This window comes from Portibacter lacus (assembly GCF_021533215.1).
Taxonomy (GTDB): domain Bacteria; phylum Bacteroidota; class Bacteroidia; order Chitinophagales; family Saprospiraceae; genus Portibacter; species Portibacter lacus.
Map to the genome: position 1 here is coordinate 17,530 of NZ_JAJNKA010000003.1, position 16,057 is coordinate 33,586.

General features: G+C 35.8%; 11 protein-coding genes. 8 read left to right on the forward strand and 3 right to left on the reverse strand.

Features of this window, described 5'->3' with window-relative positions:
• The first annotated feature begins 29 nt into the window (after positions 1–29).
• Together L2586_RS05270 and L2586_RS05275 are read left to right on the forward strand one after the other, a co-directional pair.
• Entirely contained in the window at positions 30–233 is a 204-nt protein-coding gene (locus tag L2586_RS05270) for a nuclear transport factor 2-like protein (protein WP_235291750.1), read from the forward strand.
• Positions 234–365: 132 nt separating this feature from the next.
• The gene (locus L2586_RS05275; RefSeq protein ID WP_235291751.1) at positions 366–935 is read left to right on the forward strand and encodes a dihydrofolate reductase family protein; all 570 of its coding nucleotides are present in this window, start codon (positions 366–368) and stop codon (positions 933–935) included.
• 126 nt (positions 936–1,061) lie between these two features.
• Here the strand turns inward: L2586_RS05275 and L2586_RS05280 are convergent, their stop codons facing one another.
• From L2586_RS05280 to L2586_RS05290, 3 genes are all read right to left on the reverse strand, one after another.
• Complete coding sequence (locus tag L2586_RS05280) at positions 1,062–1,802, reverse strand: reverse transcriptase domain-containing protein (RefSeq protein ID WP_235291752.1); 741 nt, start codon at positions 1,800–1,802, stop codon at positions 1,062–1,064.
• Positions 1,803–2,363: 561 nt separating this feature from the next.
• A complete protein-coding gene (locus tag L2586_RS05285) occupies positions 2,364–2,807 on the reverse strand; it encodes a LytR/AlgR family response regulator transcription factor (protein ID WP_235291753.1) in 444 nt (147 codons plus the stop codon).
• A gap of 151 nt (positions 2,808–2,958) precedes the next feature.
• Positions 2,959–6,768, reverse strand: a complete 3,810-nt coding sequence (locus L2586_RS05290) for a M4 family metallopeptidase (protein WP_235291754.1) — start codon at positions 6,766–6,768, stop codon at positions 2,959–2,961.
• 803 nt (positions 6,769–7,571) lie between these two features.
• On the opposite strand from L2586_RS05290, the gene L2586_RS05295 reads away from it, so the two are divergent.
• The 6 genes from L2586_RS05295 to L2586_RS05320 all read left to right on the forward strand — a co-directional run bounded on the left by L2586_RS05295 (position 7,572) and on the right by L2586_RS05320 (position 16,041).
• Positions 7,572–8,078, forward strand: coding sequence for a sugar phosphate isomerase/epimerase family protein (locus tag L2586_RS05295; RefSeq protein ID WP_235291755.1), 507 nt, complete (start codon positions 7,572–7,574; stop codon positions 8,076–8,078).
• Between the two features lie 664 nt (positions 8,079–8,742).
• Positions 8,743–9,420 carry a carboxypeptidase regulatory-like domain-containing protein gene (locus L2586_RS05300; RefSeq protein WP_235291756.1) on the forward strand — a complete coding sequence of 226 codons (678 nt, stop codon included), beginning with the start codon at positions 8,743–8,745 and terminating at the stop codon, positions 9,418–9,420.
• A gap of 298 nt (positions 9,421–9,718) precedes the next feature.
• Positions 9,719–11,014 carry a hypothetical protein gene (locus tag L2586_RS05305; protein ID WP_235291757.1) on the forward strand — a complete coding sequence of 432 codons (1,296 nt, stop codon included), beginning with the start codon at positions 9,719–9,721 and terminating at the stop codon, positions 11,012–11,014.
• Positions 11,015–11,124: 110 nt separating this feature from the next.
• Positions 11,125–12,609 (forward strand): PQQ-like beta-propeller repeat protein, encoded by a 1,485-nt coding sequence (locus L2586_RS05310; protein ID WP_235291758.1) that lies wholly within the window; start codon positions 11,125–11,127, stop codon positions 12,607–12,609.
• A gap of 276 nt (positions 12,610–12,885) precedes the next feature.
• Positions 12,886–14,694, forward strand: coding sequence for a S41 family peptidase (locus L2586_RS05315; protein ID WP_235291759.1), 1,809 nt, complete (start codon positions 12,886–12,888; stop codon positions 14,692–14,694).
• A 171-nt stretch (positions 14,695–14,865) separates the two neighbouring features.
• Positions 14,866–16,041 (forward strand): CocE/NonD family hydrolase, encoded by a 1,176-nt coding sequence (locus L2586_RS05320; RefSeq protein WP_235291760.1) that lies wholly within the window; start codon positions 14,866–14,868, stop codon positions 16,039–16,041.
• Positions 16,042–16,057: the final 16 nt, after the last annotated feature.

Below are 16,057 nucleotides of genomic sequence, written 5' to 3' on the forward strand. Positions count from 1 at the left end.
AAAAACAGAAATCGCAAAGGCATTTTCAAATGGAGAATTTGAAACGATATTATAGTTTCATTTCAGATAATGCTGTTTGGACAGTTGTTGAATATGATAGTTTTAAAGGCAAGAAAGCAATAATAGAGAACTGCAAACAAGTTGGTAGTTACTTTAAATCTGTAATGACAGACTTTATAACTCATAGTATAATCGTTGACGGAAATAAAGTTGTGATAAATGGAACAGCATAGTTTTTGAGAGAAAATAAACCTGTTTCATTTGTTTCCGCCTGTGATATTTATGAGTTTAATGAAAACAACCAAATTCAATGTATAACTTCATATTGTATTCAATCAAAGTAAAAATATTCGAAAATTAATAAGATGAGAAAACTTATAATGTGGAACGTAATGACCCTTGATGGATATTTTGAAGGAAATCAAAATTGGGACTTATCATTTCATAATATTATTTGGGGGCAAGAACTTGAAAAATTAAGTCTTGAGCAACTTCAATCTGCGGACTATCTAGTTTTTGGCCGCGTGACATATGAAGGAATGGCTGCATACTGGACAAAAGCAGAAGCCGAAACTGCGGAACAAGAAGTTGCTAAACTGATGAACAGCATACCAAAACTTGTTTTTTCAAAGACCTTGAAATCGGCTGAATGGAACAACACGACAATTATTAGTGAAAACGCTTCAGATGAAATCCAGAAACTAAAAGAGCAAGATGGAAAAGACATTTATGTTTTCGGCAGTGCAAACCTTTCGGAGACATTTATAAATGACAATCTATTTGACGAATATCGAATTGGTATTGCACCAGTTATTTTAGGTAATGGTCGACCACTTTTTAGACAAGGCATTAATTCTAACAACTTATCACTCGGCTCGACACAACAACTTTTGACGGGCGGAGTGGTGTTGAAATATTCAAAAAAACAAGATTGACAATTTGTAAAATGACAAGAACCACGAACGATAAGAAGTCGAGTAGAGCGGGAACTACCAAATAAGTAGTCCCTACCCTCTCACAGAAGGGTACGTGAACCTCTCGATTCATAACGCTCTTCAGGATTAGAATTGATCTGGAGTGAAACCGTACCTCCAATGCACAAACAGATTCGGATATGCTTTACTGATCTCTATTAGGAATTGTCTCGCTTGAAACATCCTCCTTCTAAATCTCTTGTACTTACACATCACCCATCTAATCAATCGAATATTCAATGCTTTGAATACACTATGCATGCAGTAAAGTCGAAAACGTCCGTAGTAGTTGATCCATCCTTGTATAATAGGTGCTTTCTGACTAGCAAGGTCTGCTAATTCAGCTCCTGTTGCACGATGTATCTTCCACTTCATAATCTGTGTAACTAAGCGCTTTGATGCCTTTCGACTTATCGAAGTTACATAGCCCAACCATCTTTGACCTTTACCTTCTGCATCCTTACCATAAACACTTCCTGGTTTGAATGTGAAGCCTAGAAAGTCAAAACAATTGTCCTTGTATCCTCCTCGTCGATTGGATTGCTTACAATACACTATCTTCGTCTTCTTTGGGTGCAGCTCTAACTTACACTCGGCCATCCGCTCTTTTATGCGATTCTTAATGTACCGTGCTTCTGTTTCGTTCTTGCAATGTACTATAATGTCATCCGCATATCGCTCCCATCTGATGGTGCCGTACTTCGTGTTAGCATAATGCTTCTCCATCCATGCGTCAAACACTACATGTAAAAACATATTCGCCAATATCGGACTAATGACTCCTCCTTGAGGTATATATGACCCTTCAGGGAATGCTATATTAGTCATTCAAAATTCAGTGAATTCTGTTTTAACAATAGAAGGAACCGTGACTATTAAACAAGATTAGATTTTTTGTAGCCGATCTGACTTCCATTGGCTCCACCACACCATTGGACAATTCCCGCCTACTTACCGCCATCGTTTGATTTTCCGAACAGTCACCCCTATTATCAATTTATATTATTCTTAAGCATAAAATGTCCATGCCTCCTGCGGATCGGCACGGCATATGCGCAGCCATATTCCATTAAATTAAGCAGATCTCTGATATTTAATAATAGACTAATACCATTTTTAAATTTTTTCTGGAATCCGATGTTGATACCGTAAAAATAGTCCTGTCTAAATCTTCCAATTAGGGTAGATGATTTATAAATTACGCTAGCCTAGAAGGAGCGATGATCATCGATAGTATAGGAATTTGTCTTATTAACATAGAAGCTGGCAATGGCCACTTCAAGGCATTAGCGCACTGACCTTTGTATGCTATGTCCTAATTTCAAAATGTCCCCAATGTAAATTAGGGGAATATACATACAAATGAAAATGGCCGATAGAGGCCTTTTATTATTGTTCAGAAAAAATTTGATTAATAGACTTTTGGTTTGCACGTGAGACAGGGATGGCAAATTTTGCGCCTTTCAATACAATATTAAACCCATTACTTTTTTGAATTCGATTCACAAAATGCAGATTGATCAAATAGGACTGATGTACTCTGAAAAATGAATTAGAAGAAATCTTATCTTCAACCCATGACAGCGTTTTAGACATTATAAACTTCTGACCATTCGTTGTGATCACCTCAGTATAATTGCTGCAAGCCACACAATATAAAATTTCTTCGTGGGGCACCACTTCAATCTGTGTCTTACTTTTTATACAAAGTTTATTGGCCAACATTTCATTGAATGTATGGGATGGATCAATGGTTCGCACCTCATCCTTTTGTTTGTGTTTAAAAGTCAATGAGCGAACAATTGCGTTTCTTTTATAAATTGTATTTGCCATGATTTTACTTCATTGTTAATTTGGATTAACCCGCATTATGCTATAAACATTCCCATTCTGCCGTTCCACCTCGATGAGCAGTTATTACAGCTTAAAATGAATTCAAAGCCCTAAAGCATAATGCGGATTTAAATAATTTTTCTGTAAAAAATTAATCGTTTTCAATTTTCACATCGTCAGCAATAATCAACAATCCTTCATTATGTATGCTGTTAGATCCACTGATATCCGTATTATTCTTCATACTCACCCCTGACAATACTGTTTCGCCTTTATTTAATATGGCTCCGCCCTTCGCGTCAGAAACGCCATTTGTCAGATGCATTCCATAAAGTTCAACAACTGAACCGTTCGTAATATTGAATATTCGGCTATTATTTTCTCCTGAAATAGTCAGATGCTCCATCCCATGACCCATTATAATTACGTCTTTGTCAAGTATGATTTCGTCTCCTTCAAGTAGGATGATTTGATCCATAATACCATTATCAAAAAATATGGTATCATTCGAACAGGCATCTGATATCAATTGTCTCAGTGAACCAAGCGCATCATTGGTGGTGTTCATGACGAATCTGCTATTGACTTTATTTGTTAGGGCAAAGGATATAAAAGAAGAAGCTGTTTCAAACGTATAACTGATATATTCTGCACCTCCAGCTAACTGATTATTGATGGTAATATCATTGTTCTGAATGACTTCAAAACCATCATCAAAATTGTCGATATCGATATTTTTTACAGCTAGAACATTTAACTGTTCAGGGTTGGCCCATCCACTCACTTCTGCTGCTGTAAAATAAAGGGTAAGCTTATACAATTCCTCTTCTTCAACATCAACGCCAATTACTTTAGATGATCGATGATCGCATTCAGTCGCCTCGACCATGGTATTGACTAAATCGTTTTGCAAAATTTGAATATTTGTGCAACCTAGATTGTTTATTGAATTGATCCGGCCAAGGAGTTCTCCGTCATTGGGACTAATTAAAAACACTTCTGAAACAGCAGGAATGTCAGCCATATCTGCATCACCTACCTCTGATTCGATAGTAATGCCTTCCGCGGTGACTAAGACATTGTCAATGGTAAAACTGAAGGCGGAGCCCAATAAAGCATCATTAAACCATCTGAATCCCAATTGAAAAACCTTATTTGTCAATTCTGGGTGCGACATGCTATATGTACCGGAAACAGGTACATTTCCTCCTCCATCTCCCACATAATTCTCAATATCAATCCAAGTACCTCCATCCACTGAAATTTGAAATGTTCCATAATCAAAAAGTGTCCCATCCGCCGCGTCAGCTTCACCGCCAACCTGATAATCAAATTCAATTTCAACATTATTTCTTCCTCGAATATCAATTAATGGAGAGACAAGTCGAATATTAGCATCGGCAGCCGAATTGTATGCTGGCGATGGGCCACCTGCAAGAGTTACATAAGCAACTCCAGGTGCAGATCCACCATTAAACAACCATTCATTTGCACTTTCTGGATTAATTAATGTTGTACTCCATCCAACCGGAAGCGTAGACACATCAAAGCCTTCCATCACTAACGTTTCCCTCATCGCTCCAATGACGGGAGCAACATCGTCATTCAGGAGCAATAGAGTTTCTGAACCACTGAATGTCCCATCATCAAATGAAATAATGATCGTTTCATCCATTTCGACCACACGATCGTCAAATATTATAATATCTATTGTTTTAGTTTCTGTTCCTGAAAAGGTTATGGCAGAGGTATTCAACATATAGTCTTCTCCTTCTGTAGCAGTTCCACTTGTCAATAAATTAATTGTGGAATTCACTCCTGATGAGAACATTGTCAATGTGACGATTTTCTGAGCGCTACAACCAATTTGAGTTGCTTTTTCAGATGTAAATGATGGATTAAAATTGGCAAAATCTAAAGCAGATGCACATGGTGCAAATGCATCGCCTACACCGACTGCATGCCAAGCATTCGTCGTTTGTTCTTCTTCAAATGAACATGATCCGTACAAAACCCTTGCAGCATCAATAGACGCATTACGCATATCGGCAAATGTTGAATTCTGCAAAAGCATAGTTTCGCCTAAAAATGCAATCAATTCCGCCTTGATACTTCCAATACCCACGACCTCATATGCCTCACTAAGATCATTCATTTCATCATCTGCCGCAGCCTTGCTGTCACCAGGTGAAAATGTTTGACCGGATCCTTCCGTAAGCAAATAATACCATTTATTCAATACTCCACTATTTCCATGAACACCACAATAATCATTTGCCAAAGTCGGCTCTCCACATTCTGGATTTTGCCAGTTTACACCTCCATAAGTGTCTGGATTACCTTCTGCTTTCGGATCATCCATCCAACGTAAAGCTTGGGCTCCTGGTTGTCCTTGTGGTATCCCACCATCTCGCTCATCTATTTGTTCTCCAACCCCATAAATGCTATAAGCCAAATTATTGTCTATTGAATCTATTGCAAATCGTTCAATTGCAGCAGCCCAGATATCACTGAAACCTTCATTCAGAGCACCTGACTCTCGTTGGTAAACCAGATCAGAAGTAGATGAACAAACGGCATGACCGATTTCGTGACCACATACATCTAATGATGTCAATGGTGCAAAAGAACCACCCGGATATGTTCCATTTTGATAGCTACCATCACCATAAGTCATTCCTGAACCATTCCAAAATGCATTATCATAAGCATCCCCATAATGAACAAATGAGAATATGTCGGCTCCATTATCATCGTAACTGTCTCTGCCATGTCTTGATTTCCAATATCTGGCTACGATCATTGCACCCCATTGAGCGTCGAGAGCTATATCATCATTGTGCACCTCTGTACATGATCCTGGTAAAGGTGTATACGTATTGTCACAACACGAAACATTAGGAAATACTGCTGCTTCAAAAGGTGCCTTTTTATGTTCTACACTCAACCATGAATCATCGCCTGTTTCAGCAGCCGTTAAAGGGCCATCTGTTGCGCAAGGATCATCCGCATCCCCATCTCTAATAGCCTCAGAGAGCGCATAAATAGCACCTACTGAAAGTGGTAATCCACCAATTCCTTCTAAACTTCTTGTCTCTAAGCGAATACCACTTACATCATCCAGACCAGCCAATTCGAAAGTATCTACATCAATCTGTGTGGTCGGGAATGACCTTGTTCCAGAATATCGAGTCTCACCAGTACCATGTTTAATTTGGGCATCACGTAACATTATTCGTCCATCATGCGCATTTACATATACCTTATCTTTGAATAATGGTGATACTGCTTCAATAATAAATCGATATGCAATATCGACTCGCAATCGATCTCCATAATAATCTTTTACAATAACTAGTTCGCCTTTCGGATATTCCTCCGCCATTGTTTTCTTCAGTGCTGTTCTAACAGAAGCACTTAAATCATTTCGAGTATCTAAAAATTGTTGGGTTGCATCCCACGCATATAACTCAGCACCCAAACTAATCAGCGCTCCTTCAAGTGCTTGTTTTTCTGTCAATGCTGGATTGAGGTCTAAATTTTCTAATAAATAATGCTCTGCATGAATAGATTGGATCTGTTCGTTTTGAGTCAACACAGAATAGTCGCCATGCTCCACCTTAATACCATGATAATATCTTTCATATTTTTCAACATGCGCATTTTTCTGATGGCTAAATGATCGGTCGTATTTTAATTCATCCGCCGACTCCATTTTGAACAAATTTTTCAATACGGAAGGCGAAGATCTTCGATTTAATGATGGGTTATTTTTATCTGACGCATGAAATCGAATCATGGCCGGCGTGCCTAATTCCTTTGAAATACTCATCTCTTTTACATTAGGACTTTGTGATAAACCATTTAAGATTTCGGTTCGTTTATCTTGACTGAAAACTTGGGCCGTAAAACAAAAACAGAATAGGAAGGTAAGTAGGGTAAAAAGGGTAAGCTTTTTCATATTTGATACATTTAGGTTGAATCTTCAATTTTTTAGTAATATTTTGAATAAGTTGTTTTCAGTGGGCTGATTAATTTTTTAAGTTATTTGTTATCGTATGAATAGTTTCTTGATTATCCAAAAGTTCAATAATTCCTCCCCTTAAGTCCTTGATGACAATGTTTTATTTTCAGGTAGGCTTTTATCATTTCAGTCGTTTTTGAATTGATAAATGCGCTTCCCTTATGCACCTTAAATCTCTGGTCTATTCATTTCTATCAATAGTACACTCGACGAAGTTTCAAGAAATGAGAAATGGATATTATCGTCCACAATTCCCAAAAGAATATCCGCGATATTTCTTTTTGCTTTCATTAGTACAATAGTATCACAAATCATGTCTATTGACAATGGCCCATATGGGTCATTTTTTATATTTATACTTTTAAATTTCAAGCTAGATCTGGCCAAAATCTCTAATAGCTCACGTGACATTATTGGAAAATTTAGTTATTCCTTACTTTTCAGATTTGAAGGAAAAAAAATAGTGAAATGATATCTTACTTATTGGCAATCAAACTTTTATCCCATATATTTAGGTTAAGGCTTAATTAGTGATTTTAGATTGATTTATATTGTGCCTTAAAAAGGATTTAAATATGGATAAAAAAAGAAGAAACATATTGCGTAGCTTGGTAGGCACACCCTTGATATTTAGTAGTCGTAGCATATTCACTGGCTCATCAATTTAAACTAATGCCACAACAAGGTTGCAATACAGCGTCAATGCCTATTCTTATAATTCCTTGTTGAGAAGCGGTGAAATGACATTTTATGATATGATGGAATTTGCAGCAGATATTGGTCTGGATGCTGTAAACTTGACTGGATATTATTTTGCTTCCTATCCTGAAGTCCCTGAAAACAGTGAACTTTTTCGTTTAAAACGAAAAGCACTGGGGCTAGGACTGAATATCTCTTGGACTGGTATTAGAAATAATTTTGTAAATCCAGATGCAGATACACGTCGCATTGATATCGCATTGATACAAAAGTGGCTTTCAGTTTCGTCCAAATTGGGAGCATCGATTATGAGAGTTTTCACAGGCAGGCTAACGGAAGATGGGTTTACGAGAAATGAAGTGAAAGATTGGCTTGTTAAAGAATACAAAATCTGTGCTTCTTCTGGCGAAGAAAATGGTGTGATAGTCGGTCTGCAAAATTATAATGAGTTTTTATTTACAAGTGATGATGTAATAGAGATTCTTAATCGAGTTGAATCTGATTCTAGTCCTCCCCTGCCGAAATGCCTTATCCTAATCTCCAATTAATCTTCAACTTCGTGAGGCTTCTAACCTTGCCAATTTTACTTGGAGTTAGCTCGTTTCCTATCACATTAACATTTGAAAAGGTCTTTCATCTCAATTACAACATACTCCATCTATTTCAATTAATCTCTTTTGATTAACTTAGTACCCGTTGGAACTTCAGGGCTTACAACGAGATATTAGTAGTCTGTCAAGGATACATAGCCTTTACGTTTGAGTAGTAAAACTTGTATAGTTGTACCGAGAATAGGACTTTGGGATATTGCCCAGCCTCTCATTCTAATTCTACTCCACGCACATGCTATCCATATCCTATTTCCTAACCTTATGAGATTCTCGCGTTTACGCTCAGGCTTTTCTACTTCCCATACACTTTCGCGGTTTACGCTCTTCGAGCAGTGTTCATTCATTTCCCAATCTAACCAGTTAGATGTTTAAAAAACAAACTAAAAGTCTGTCATTTTTTAGTTATTTCAGCTGATAAAGATATTTCAATTGCATATTGTTGCTTTACGCTGTTCATTATCAATTACTTTATCTATTTTTTGTTAAATTGTAGGTTAATGATGTCATATATTCTGTATTTAATTGAGATTAAATAGGAATGACACAGGTCCTAAAATTTAAATGTTTCATAAATAAGAAGAGGGGTTAAAAAAAGACAAAAATGAAAAATTTGCATGTAAGTGTTATCCTTTTAAGTTGTATGTTATTATTTTCCTTTTCTATAGATGGTCAAAAGAAGACGATTGAAGGAACGGTAACAGCTTTTGGAGGAATAGCAGTTGAAAAGGCTGAAGTCATGATTAAGAAGTCAAAAACCTCAGTTTTTACAGATTCCAAAGGCTTTTTTTCTATTGAAGGCACAGGAAAAGATAAAATAACGGTACTTGCTTCTGGCTTTAAAAAGAAAACAATAAAAGTAAGTGATTTGAATTCTTCTGGAGAAATACAACTGGCTGTTGCAAAGGGAGAAAAGGGAGTTCAAATGGCTATTGAAAATGGACACATAACACAAAACGTCAGTGTTAAAGCTATAAAATTTGTAAATACAAAACTACCATATGCCTTAGGGTACAATAACATGGTCCAATTGGTAAAAGGGAAATTTCCAAATTTGGAAGTCACTGGTTCTGAAATCATTTTACGAGGACGTAATAGCAAAACTAATTCGGGTGCATTGATTATATTAAATGGGGCTAGTTATCCTTGGAGCTCTATCAGCACATTCAATGTTAATGACATTAAGGATATAAAATTGTATACTGGATCTGAAGCCAGTAGGTTTGGTCCTGGATCCGGCAACGGGGTTCTGGAAATAATATTAATTTCAGATCAGGAATAGATTAAAAAAAATTTAGTTTTTAATTGCCTTTATTTTCTTTCAGAAACTTTTCTTCGTTTACCCTTCCTTCATAACTACCTTGCGACACTGCTGAAAAAATTGCGGGGCTGGCTTTGTGGTTTACTAAGACTTAGAAGTGCCATCCTAATGTAGAAAGGCCTTGCACCTCCTAGAATAATTAGCTACCTTTCGGGTAGCCAAACAAACCAGTCACACGCAATGTGTATGATGTTTATGCCTCCCATTTGGCGTATCGCCGCATACACTAAACCATTATCTGTCTCAATGAGCATAATAAATGGATGAAATAGGAAAAGCAATAGAACAGCATTTTGAATTAGGCCTTTCAATTGAGCAATCCAATCAAATTGATTCAATATTCCAGGCATTTATGAGAGCAATTCACTTTCCAATATCAGACACTGGCACCGAATCACTACTTAAATTCAATTACTTCCGTAAAGCACTAAATGTTTTAACATCTCAACAACTAAAAAAATATAAGACCAAAAAATTAGCAGCAAAAGTAAAAAGTAAAATTAGAGAAAATGAACAAAAAGAAAGACAAATAAAATACCTAGAAAATGAATATAAAGACGTGCAACTCACTGCAGCTCAGATAGAAAAAATTTATAAAACTAAAAACGAATTCAAGAAGCGATTAATCGATTTAGAAGAGCAACATGCAGAGATTCTCAGAACTATAGAGAATACTATTAACGATGAGCAAATTGAACAATTAGAAAAACTCTTCTCGCATCAATTGAGATTACGCAGCATTAGAAAAGTCGAATCAATCAAAAATCAATACAGCTACCTAAGTTTAACAGACGACCAAGCTGAGGCAATATCAATTCTTAATGAAAAAGAGAAAAAACAAAGAATACAGAATGATTATAAGTTCAATGATCCATATCTCATAAAACAAGAATTAAAACATATCCTAACGGGTCAACAATTTGAAATTTATTCACTTAATCAGGAACAGCTGAAAGAAAGGTCTCTACAATCTCAAATTCAAGCGGATTTAGATAAATCTGATGAATTCACAGAGATTGAAGAATTGATCAACTTTCAAATTGAAAATATTCTCCCGGTAAAATGCAGAATTGCAAAAGAGTTAATTGAGTCGGCAAGTGAAGAAGACTTACATCGTATTGAAGAATTAAAAAGTGCATATAATAATCAAATAGCTGAAAGCGTAATTAAGCAAACAGAAGCACATGCTCAAAAATATGGTTCTCAATTACCAAACAGCCTTAAATTAAGCATTCTTGAAACGACATTGAGTTATACAAATCCTTCTTCAAGTTTGCTAGGAGATTTAGATTTAAACTTTAATATATTTAGTGGAATTCAACTTAATGACATACAAAAATCGGATTTAGAAACATTAAAACTGAAACAACGTGAATACAATATTGAGAGACTTGAGAGAAAACTAAAAGGATCCTATGCACCTTTGGCTACAATAAGAAGAGAACGAGAAATTCCTGAATTTTTTGAATTATATTCAATTCTGATGCTCGAAAGTGAACCAAAAGCGAATATAGAAAAAATGAAAAGTCAACTAGATCGTGAACAACCCAATTAATAGTTCCTATATTATCATTAATAAAAGAAGGTATACTCAGATGATTTCAAATTTTATGGATTTATATTTTTACCTTCCCCTTCTTATTCTAACAAACAAATAACATTAAGGTGAAGATTAACTATTTAATTATATTTTTTAGCTTACTGTGTATTTCTTGCAGTGAAAAACAACCTAGTCTTATTTGGGAAAAAAGCAGTTCCAGAATTGGCTCCCAGTCCTCTCCACGCGCATCAGACTTAAACAATGACGGAATTCTGGACATTGTTATTGGGGCGGGAGAAGATGAGTATCAAAAAAGTAATCAAGGTGTTTTGGCCATAAATGGTGTAACAGGAGACATCATTTGGCAAGCTCCCTGCATAGATCAAATTTTTAGTTCTCCTACCTTCAATGATATTAATTCCGACAACATTGAAGATGTGATTATTGGAGGAAGATCTAGCCAATTGTATGCATTAAATGGCGCAAATGGAGATAGAATATGGCAATATGATCCTGAACAATATTCAACCCATCCTATCTTAAAATATGCGAATAAAAACTTTTATAATAGTGTTTTAGTACCAGACTCTAATGGAGACGGTGTAAAGGATATTTTAATTTCAAATGGAGGTAATCATGAAGTTTTTGAATTTGTAAAAAAGGGCCGTGAAGTTGGAGTCTTGCTTATTTTAGATGCTAAATCTGGAGCTGTCATAGCAGCGGATACAGTGCCTGATGGTAATGAAACCTACATGTCTCCAATATATGTAGAACAGGACAATGGAAGTAAAATCATAGTTTTTGGTACAGGAGGAGAAACTTTTGCAGGTAACCTATTTATTACAAGACTAGAAGATTTATTGAACAATGACTTATCTAAATCTAAAATAATTGCATCTGAAACATCTCATGGTTTTATTGCACCTCCAGTCTTTGTAGATGTTACCAATGATAATATTTTTGACATCCTAGCAATTTCTCATGCAGGGACAATGTCTGCGATTAATGGAGAAAATTTAAAAAATATTTGGCAATTTAAAATCCCTAACACAGAGTCAAACAATGGACTAGCTGTAGGCCATTTCACCAATGATGATATACCAGATATCTTTACTTTTGTGAGTAAAGGGAAATGGCCATGGAATACCGGGTCTTATCAAATCATGCTCAATGGCCTTACTGGAAAATTAGAGTATATTGATTCAATTGGTTGTCCAAGAGTCTCGTCACCTGTTGTATATGATCTCAATAATGATGAAATTGACGATGTCGTTTTTAGTTTAGATTCTTTTGATTGTCAAGGCTTTGCTGGTCGTCCTCCTAAAAGCATAGTAAGTAAACTAATAGCTATTAACTTTAAGGACAATGAAATAATTCCAATTGACCAAAAGGATAATATGAAAAATGTATTTACAACACCACTTCTTGCTGACCTTGATGGCGATGGATATTTAGATATTATTCATGCCGATTATCCACATTCGGCTGATTTAGGTCTTCTTCTATTTGATGGAATGAACATTAAAAGGACCAGAATGCCAATTAAAATTAGTAAGCCTGTAAAATGGGGTGCATATATGGGGAGTAATGGCGATGGGATATACAGATAAGACGAAGATCCAAGCAATAAGCCTTCAAAACGAATTTTGGCCAGTAAATTGCCTGCTCAGTATTCCTTCAACCTTCCCGTAATATTCAAATGCAACATTTTCTTATGTTCTCGTTTCTACCGAAATAAATAAATGTATGATTTATTAGTCTACGATCTTTCATTGGTTGTTCACACTTTTCATTTTATCAAATAATGAAATACATACCTAATTAGACTAACTAATCTCTCTTCCTATATATTAATATTATCTTCATATTTCAAGTAAAATTATAGAATGACCAAAATTTATTGTTTTGCGCTATTGATCGTTTTTTTAATATCATGTAATGCTATTAAAAACTTAGGAGATTCGCCTTTAGCAGAGGAAAAGACTGCACCCTTTAGCCAAGTAGATTTTAGAGCAGATCAAATCTTTGTAACCATAGATTACAAAGAATATCAGTGGCTCAAGTTGGATACTTTAGAAGTTTCAAATATTAAAGAATTATTCGAAGAAAATTATGATAATAACTGGAAGAAAAGAATGTCAGAAGATCTCGTCGAATATCTCAACAAACTCAACATTTATCCAAAAAAGCAGGAGGCTTTCACATTAAAAAATGATAACGGGGAAGTTATCTCTCTCTTATTAAAATTTAATGAAAAAAAGAGGGAGCTAGCAAAAGAGCATTTTGAATCAACGTACGATAAAGACATTGACATCAACCTGCTACTTTCTAAGCAAGAAGCAATTGCAGATATCAATCAGTTGCAAAATCTTATTCATCATAAATACTCCTACTATTTTCTTAATGATGTAAATTTAGAAGAAGAAATCCAACTTCTGAAAGACGGATTAGAACCGCAAATATCCACTTATGATTTAGCGCTAAGAATAGGACAATTGTTAAATAAGTTTGGCGATGGACACACCAGAATTCATAATGTAAATTTTAAAGAGAACGGTACCCTACCCTTTTCTGTTAATGCATATGACGGAAAGGTAGTTTGTTCTAAAGATGGAAAATTGCTTTCTGATGACCACCCTTACCTTCATTCGATTAATGGAATTTCGGTGTCACAGCTTTTAGCCACTTCAGAAGAATACCTTGCATCAGATGCTTCTCCCCAGTTTAAAGAATATTTAAAAGTTTCTCGCTTAAGTCGTATAGGAGAAATACTAAGACTTAATGGATCTATTGATAACGAATTAACGATATACCTAGCATCGGAGGAAGGAGAAACGACATCCATAACGCAGTATATAAATGAATATAAATCTGGCAAAGACTTGAGTCGGGCCCAGATTGCCCAGTTGATGGAAGAAAGAAATAATTATGACCCATTTGAAGTAAAACACTTTGATAATATCGGTTATTTAAAAATTAAATCAATGGAGGCACTTAGTGGAAAAGATGCGAAACAATTACCACTAAATGACTTTGAAAAATCTAAAGGACTCATCATCGATGTAAGGAATAATGGCGGAGGCATGAGAGATATTCTTCTTGAATTAGCTCCTCATTTGATTAGTGAGGAACAAGGTTTCGTAGTTGGAAACGTAGCTAGATTGCGCACCAATAAACCGAGCAAGAATCATGACTTAAGTGACAGATATCTTTATCAAATGGAAGATGAATATTTTGCAGAAGATGCAAAATCTAAGATTAAGGCTTGGACCAAACATTTTACACCAAGTGTCACCCTTGATGAAAATCTATATACTCCGAATTATTATTTGCTCATAGAAAGTCATGAAAATCCTAAATTTGCTCATATACCTATCGTTGTATTAATGAATGAAGGATGCTTTTCTGCAACAGATATCTTTTTATCAACACTTAAAGAAATAGATAACGTAACCTTAATCGGTACAGCAAGCGGAGGAGGAAGTGGAAGGTCGAAAAGGTACCGATTAGATCATTCTTTAATAGAATTCAGATTATCTTCTATAGTATCATATCAGCCGAATGGAGATTTGTATGATGGGATAGGCGTTCATCCAGATATAGAAGTTATGCCTAGTGGAATATCCGATATCTTAAATGAAACAGATAGCCAGCTAGATTACGCATTGAATTTTTTAAAAGAAAAATGGAAATAATACGATGATCCAAAATTTAACAACAAGTTTTTCAGCTTTCACACTTTTGATTGTGTTGGACGGAGGATGGAGTGCTTATTAAGCAAACCCTTTCTTTAGCATTTTATCATTTTTAAATATTGACTTTTGACATTAAAATACAGAATACACAAAATTAAAAAGCTTTAAGTAATGAATGTAAATTTAAAAGTACTCCTCTCTCTAATCATTTTTTCTTTAATAGGCCATTCGCTTTTCAGTCAAGAATCTATGCTTTGCCAAGGTGGGCACTGGTCGGAAGATGAGGCCAATCTGAAAATGAAAGAATTTGCTGCATCATGGGATGATGTAACCTCTTGGGAAGAAAGAGCAAGACGAATCAAAGCTCAAATTCTTAAAGGAATGCAGTTCGAAAAAATGCCAAGGACAGTGGGAAATTTCAAAGAAATCATTACCAATAAGAGAGAAATGGATGGCTATACCGTCGAAAACTTTGCCCTCGAAAGTTTCCCTGGATTTTACGTAACTGGAAATCTATATCGCCCGATTTCTAATAAATCAAAGTTGGCTGCTATTCTGAGCCCACACGGTCATCTAGCAGATAAGCGATTTACGGATTATGTTCAAAAGAGGTGTGCTGTATTAGCTAAAATGGGTGCAATTGTGATTGCTTATGATATGGTGGGATACGGAGAATCCAACCAAGTGACTCACAAAATGCCTATAAGTCTGCTCCTTCAGACCAAAAACAGCCAAAGGGTTCTAGACTACCTACTTTCAAGATCTGATGTAGATCCAGAACGCATAGGAATGACTGGTGGCTCTGGTGGTGGAACGCAAACTTTCATGCTGGCTGCAATAGATGATCGAATTAAGGCTTCGGCTCCCGTAGTTCAAGTCTCTGCTCATTTTTTCGGAGGTTGCGCTTGCGAAAGTGGCATGCCTGTTCATAAAAGCAAAAACCACCAGACGAATAATGTCGAAATAGCCGCTCTCCATGCTCCTAGACCGATGATTCTGGTTTCAGACGGTAATGACTGGACCAGAAACACTCCCAGAATTGAATTCCCTTACATCCAAAAAGTATACGCTTTATACAATGCTGAAAACCGAACAGAAAATGTACACTTACCGCTAGAAAAGCATGATTATGGATATTCTAAGCGAGCAGCTGTCTACAATTTCTTTTCTCACTACCTCGACCTCAACAGCCGGATGGTTACTGATGATTCAGGTTTTAACGAAGAATTTGTCACTATTTTGCCTAAGGAAGAATTAAAAGTTTTTAATGAAAAAAATCCAAGACCTAAAGGTCTACTACAAGGTGATGAAGCAGTAATGAAATACTTAAAAATTGACATAGAATAATTGCTATGTATCTTAA

What these genes read in the sequence shown, in the direction of transcription:
- L2586_RS05270 (WP_235291750.1), top strand. Translation starts at nt 30, where the DNA reads ATGGAGAATTTGAAACGATATTATAGTTTCATTTCAGATAATGCTGTT.
- L2586_RS05275 (WP_235291751.1), top strand. Translation starts at nt 366, where the DNA reads ATGAGAAAACTTATAATGTGGAACGTAATGACCCTTGATGGATATTTT.
- L2586_RS05280 (WP_235291752.1), bottom strand. Translation starts at nt 1,802, where the DNA reads ATGACTAATATAGCATTCCCTGAAGGGTCATATATACCTCAAGGAGGA.
- L2586_RS05285 (WP_235291753.1), bottom strand. Translation starts at nt 2,807, where the DNA reads ATGGCAAATACAATTTATAAAAGAAACGCAATTGTTCGCTCATTGACT.
- L2586_RS05290 (WP_235291754.1), bottom strand. Translation starts at nt 6,768, where the DNA reads ATGAAAAAGCTTACCCTTTTTACCCTACTTACCTTCCTATTCTGTTTT.
- L2586_RS05295 (WP_235291755.1), top strand. Translation starts at nt 7,572, where the DNA reads ATGACATTTTATGATATGATGGAATTTGCAGCAGATATTGGTCTGGAT.
- L2586_RS05300 (WP_235291756.1), top strand. Translation starts at nt 8,743, where the DNA reads ATGAAAAATTTGCATGTAAGTGTTATCCTTTTAAGTTGTATGTTATTA.
- L2586_RS05305 (WP_235291757.1), top strand. Translation starts at nt 9,719, where the DNA reads ATGGATGAAATAGGAAAAGCAATAGAACAGCATTTTGAATTAGGCCTT.
- L2586_RS05315 (WP_235291759.1), top strand. Translation starts at nt 12,886, where the DNA reads ATGACCAAAATTTATTGTTTTGCGCTATTGATCGTTTTTTTAATATCA.
- L2586_RS05320 (WP_235291760.1), top strand. Translation starts at nt 14,866, where the DNA reads ATGAATGTAAATTTAAAAGTACTCCTCTCTCTAATCATTTTTTCTTTA.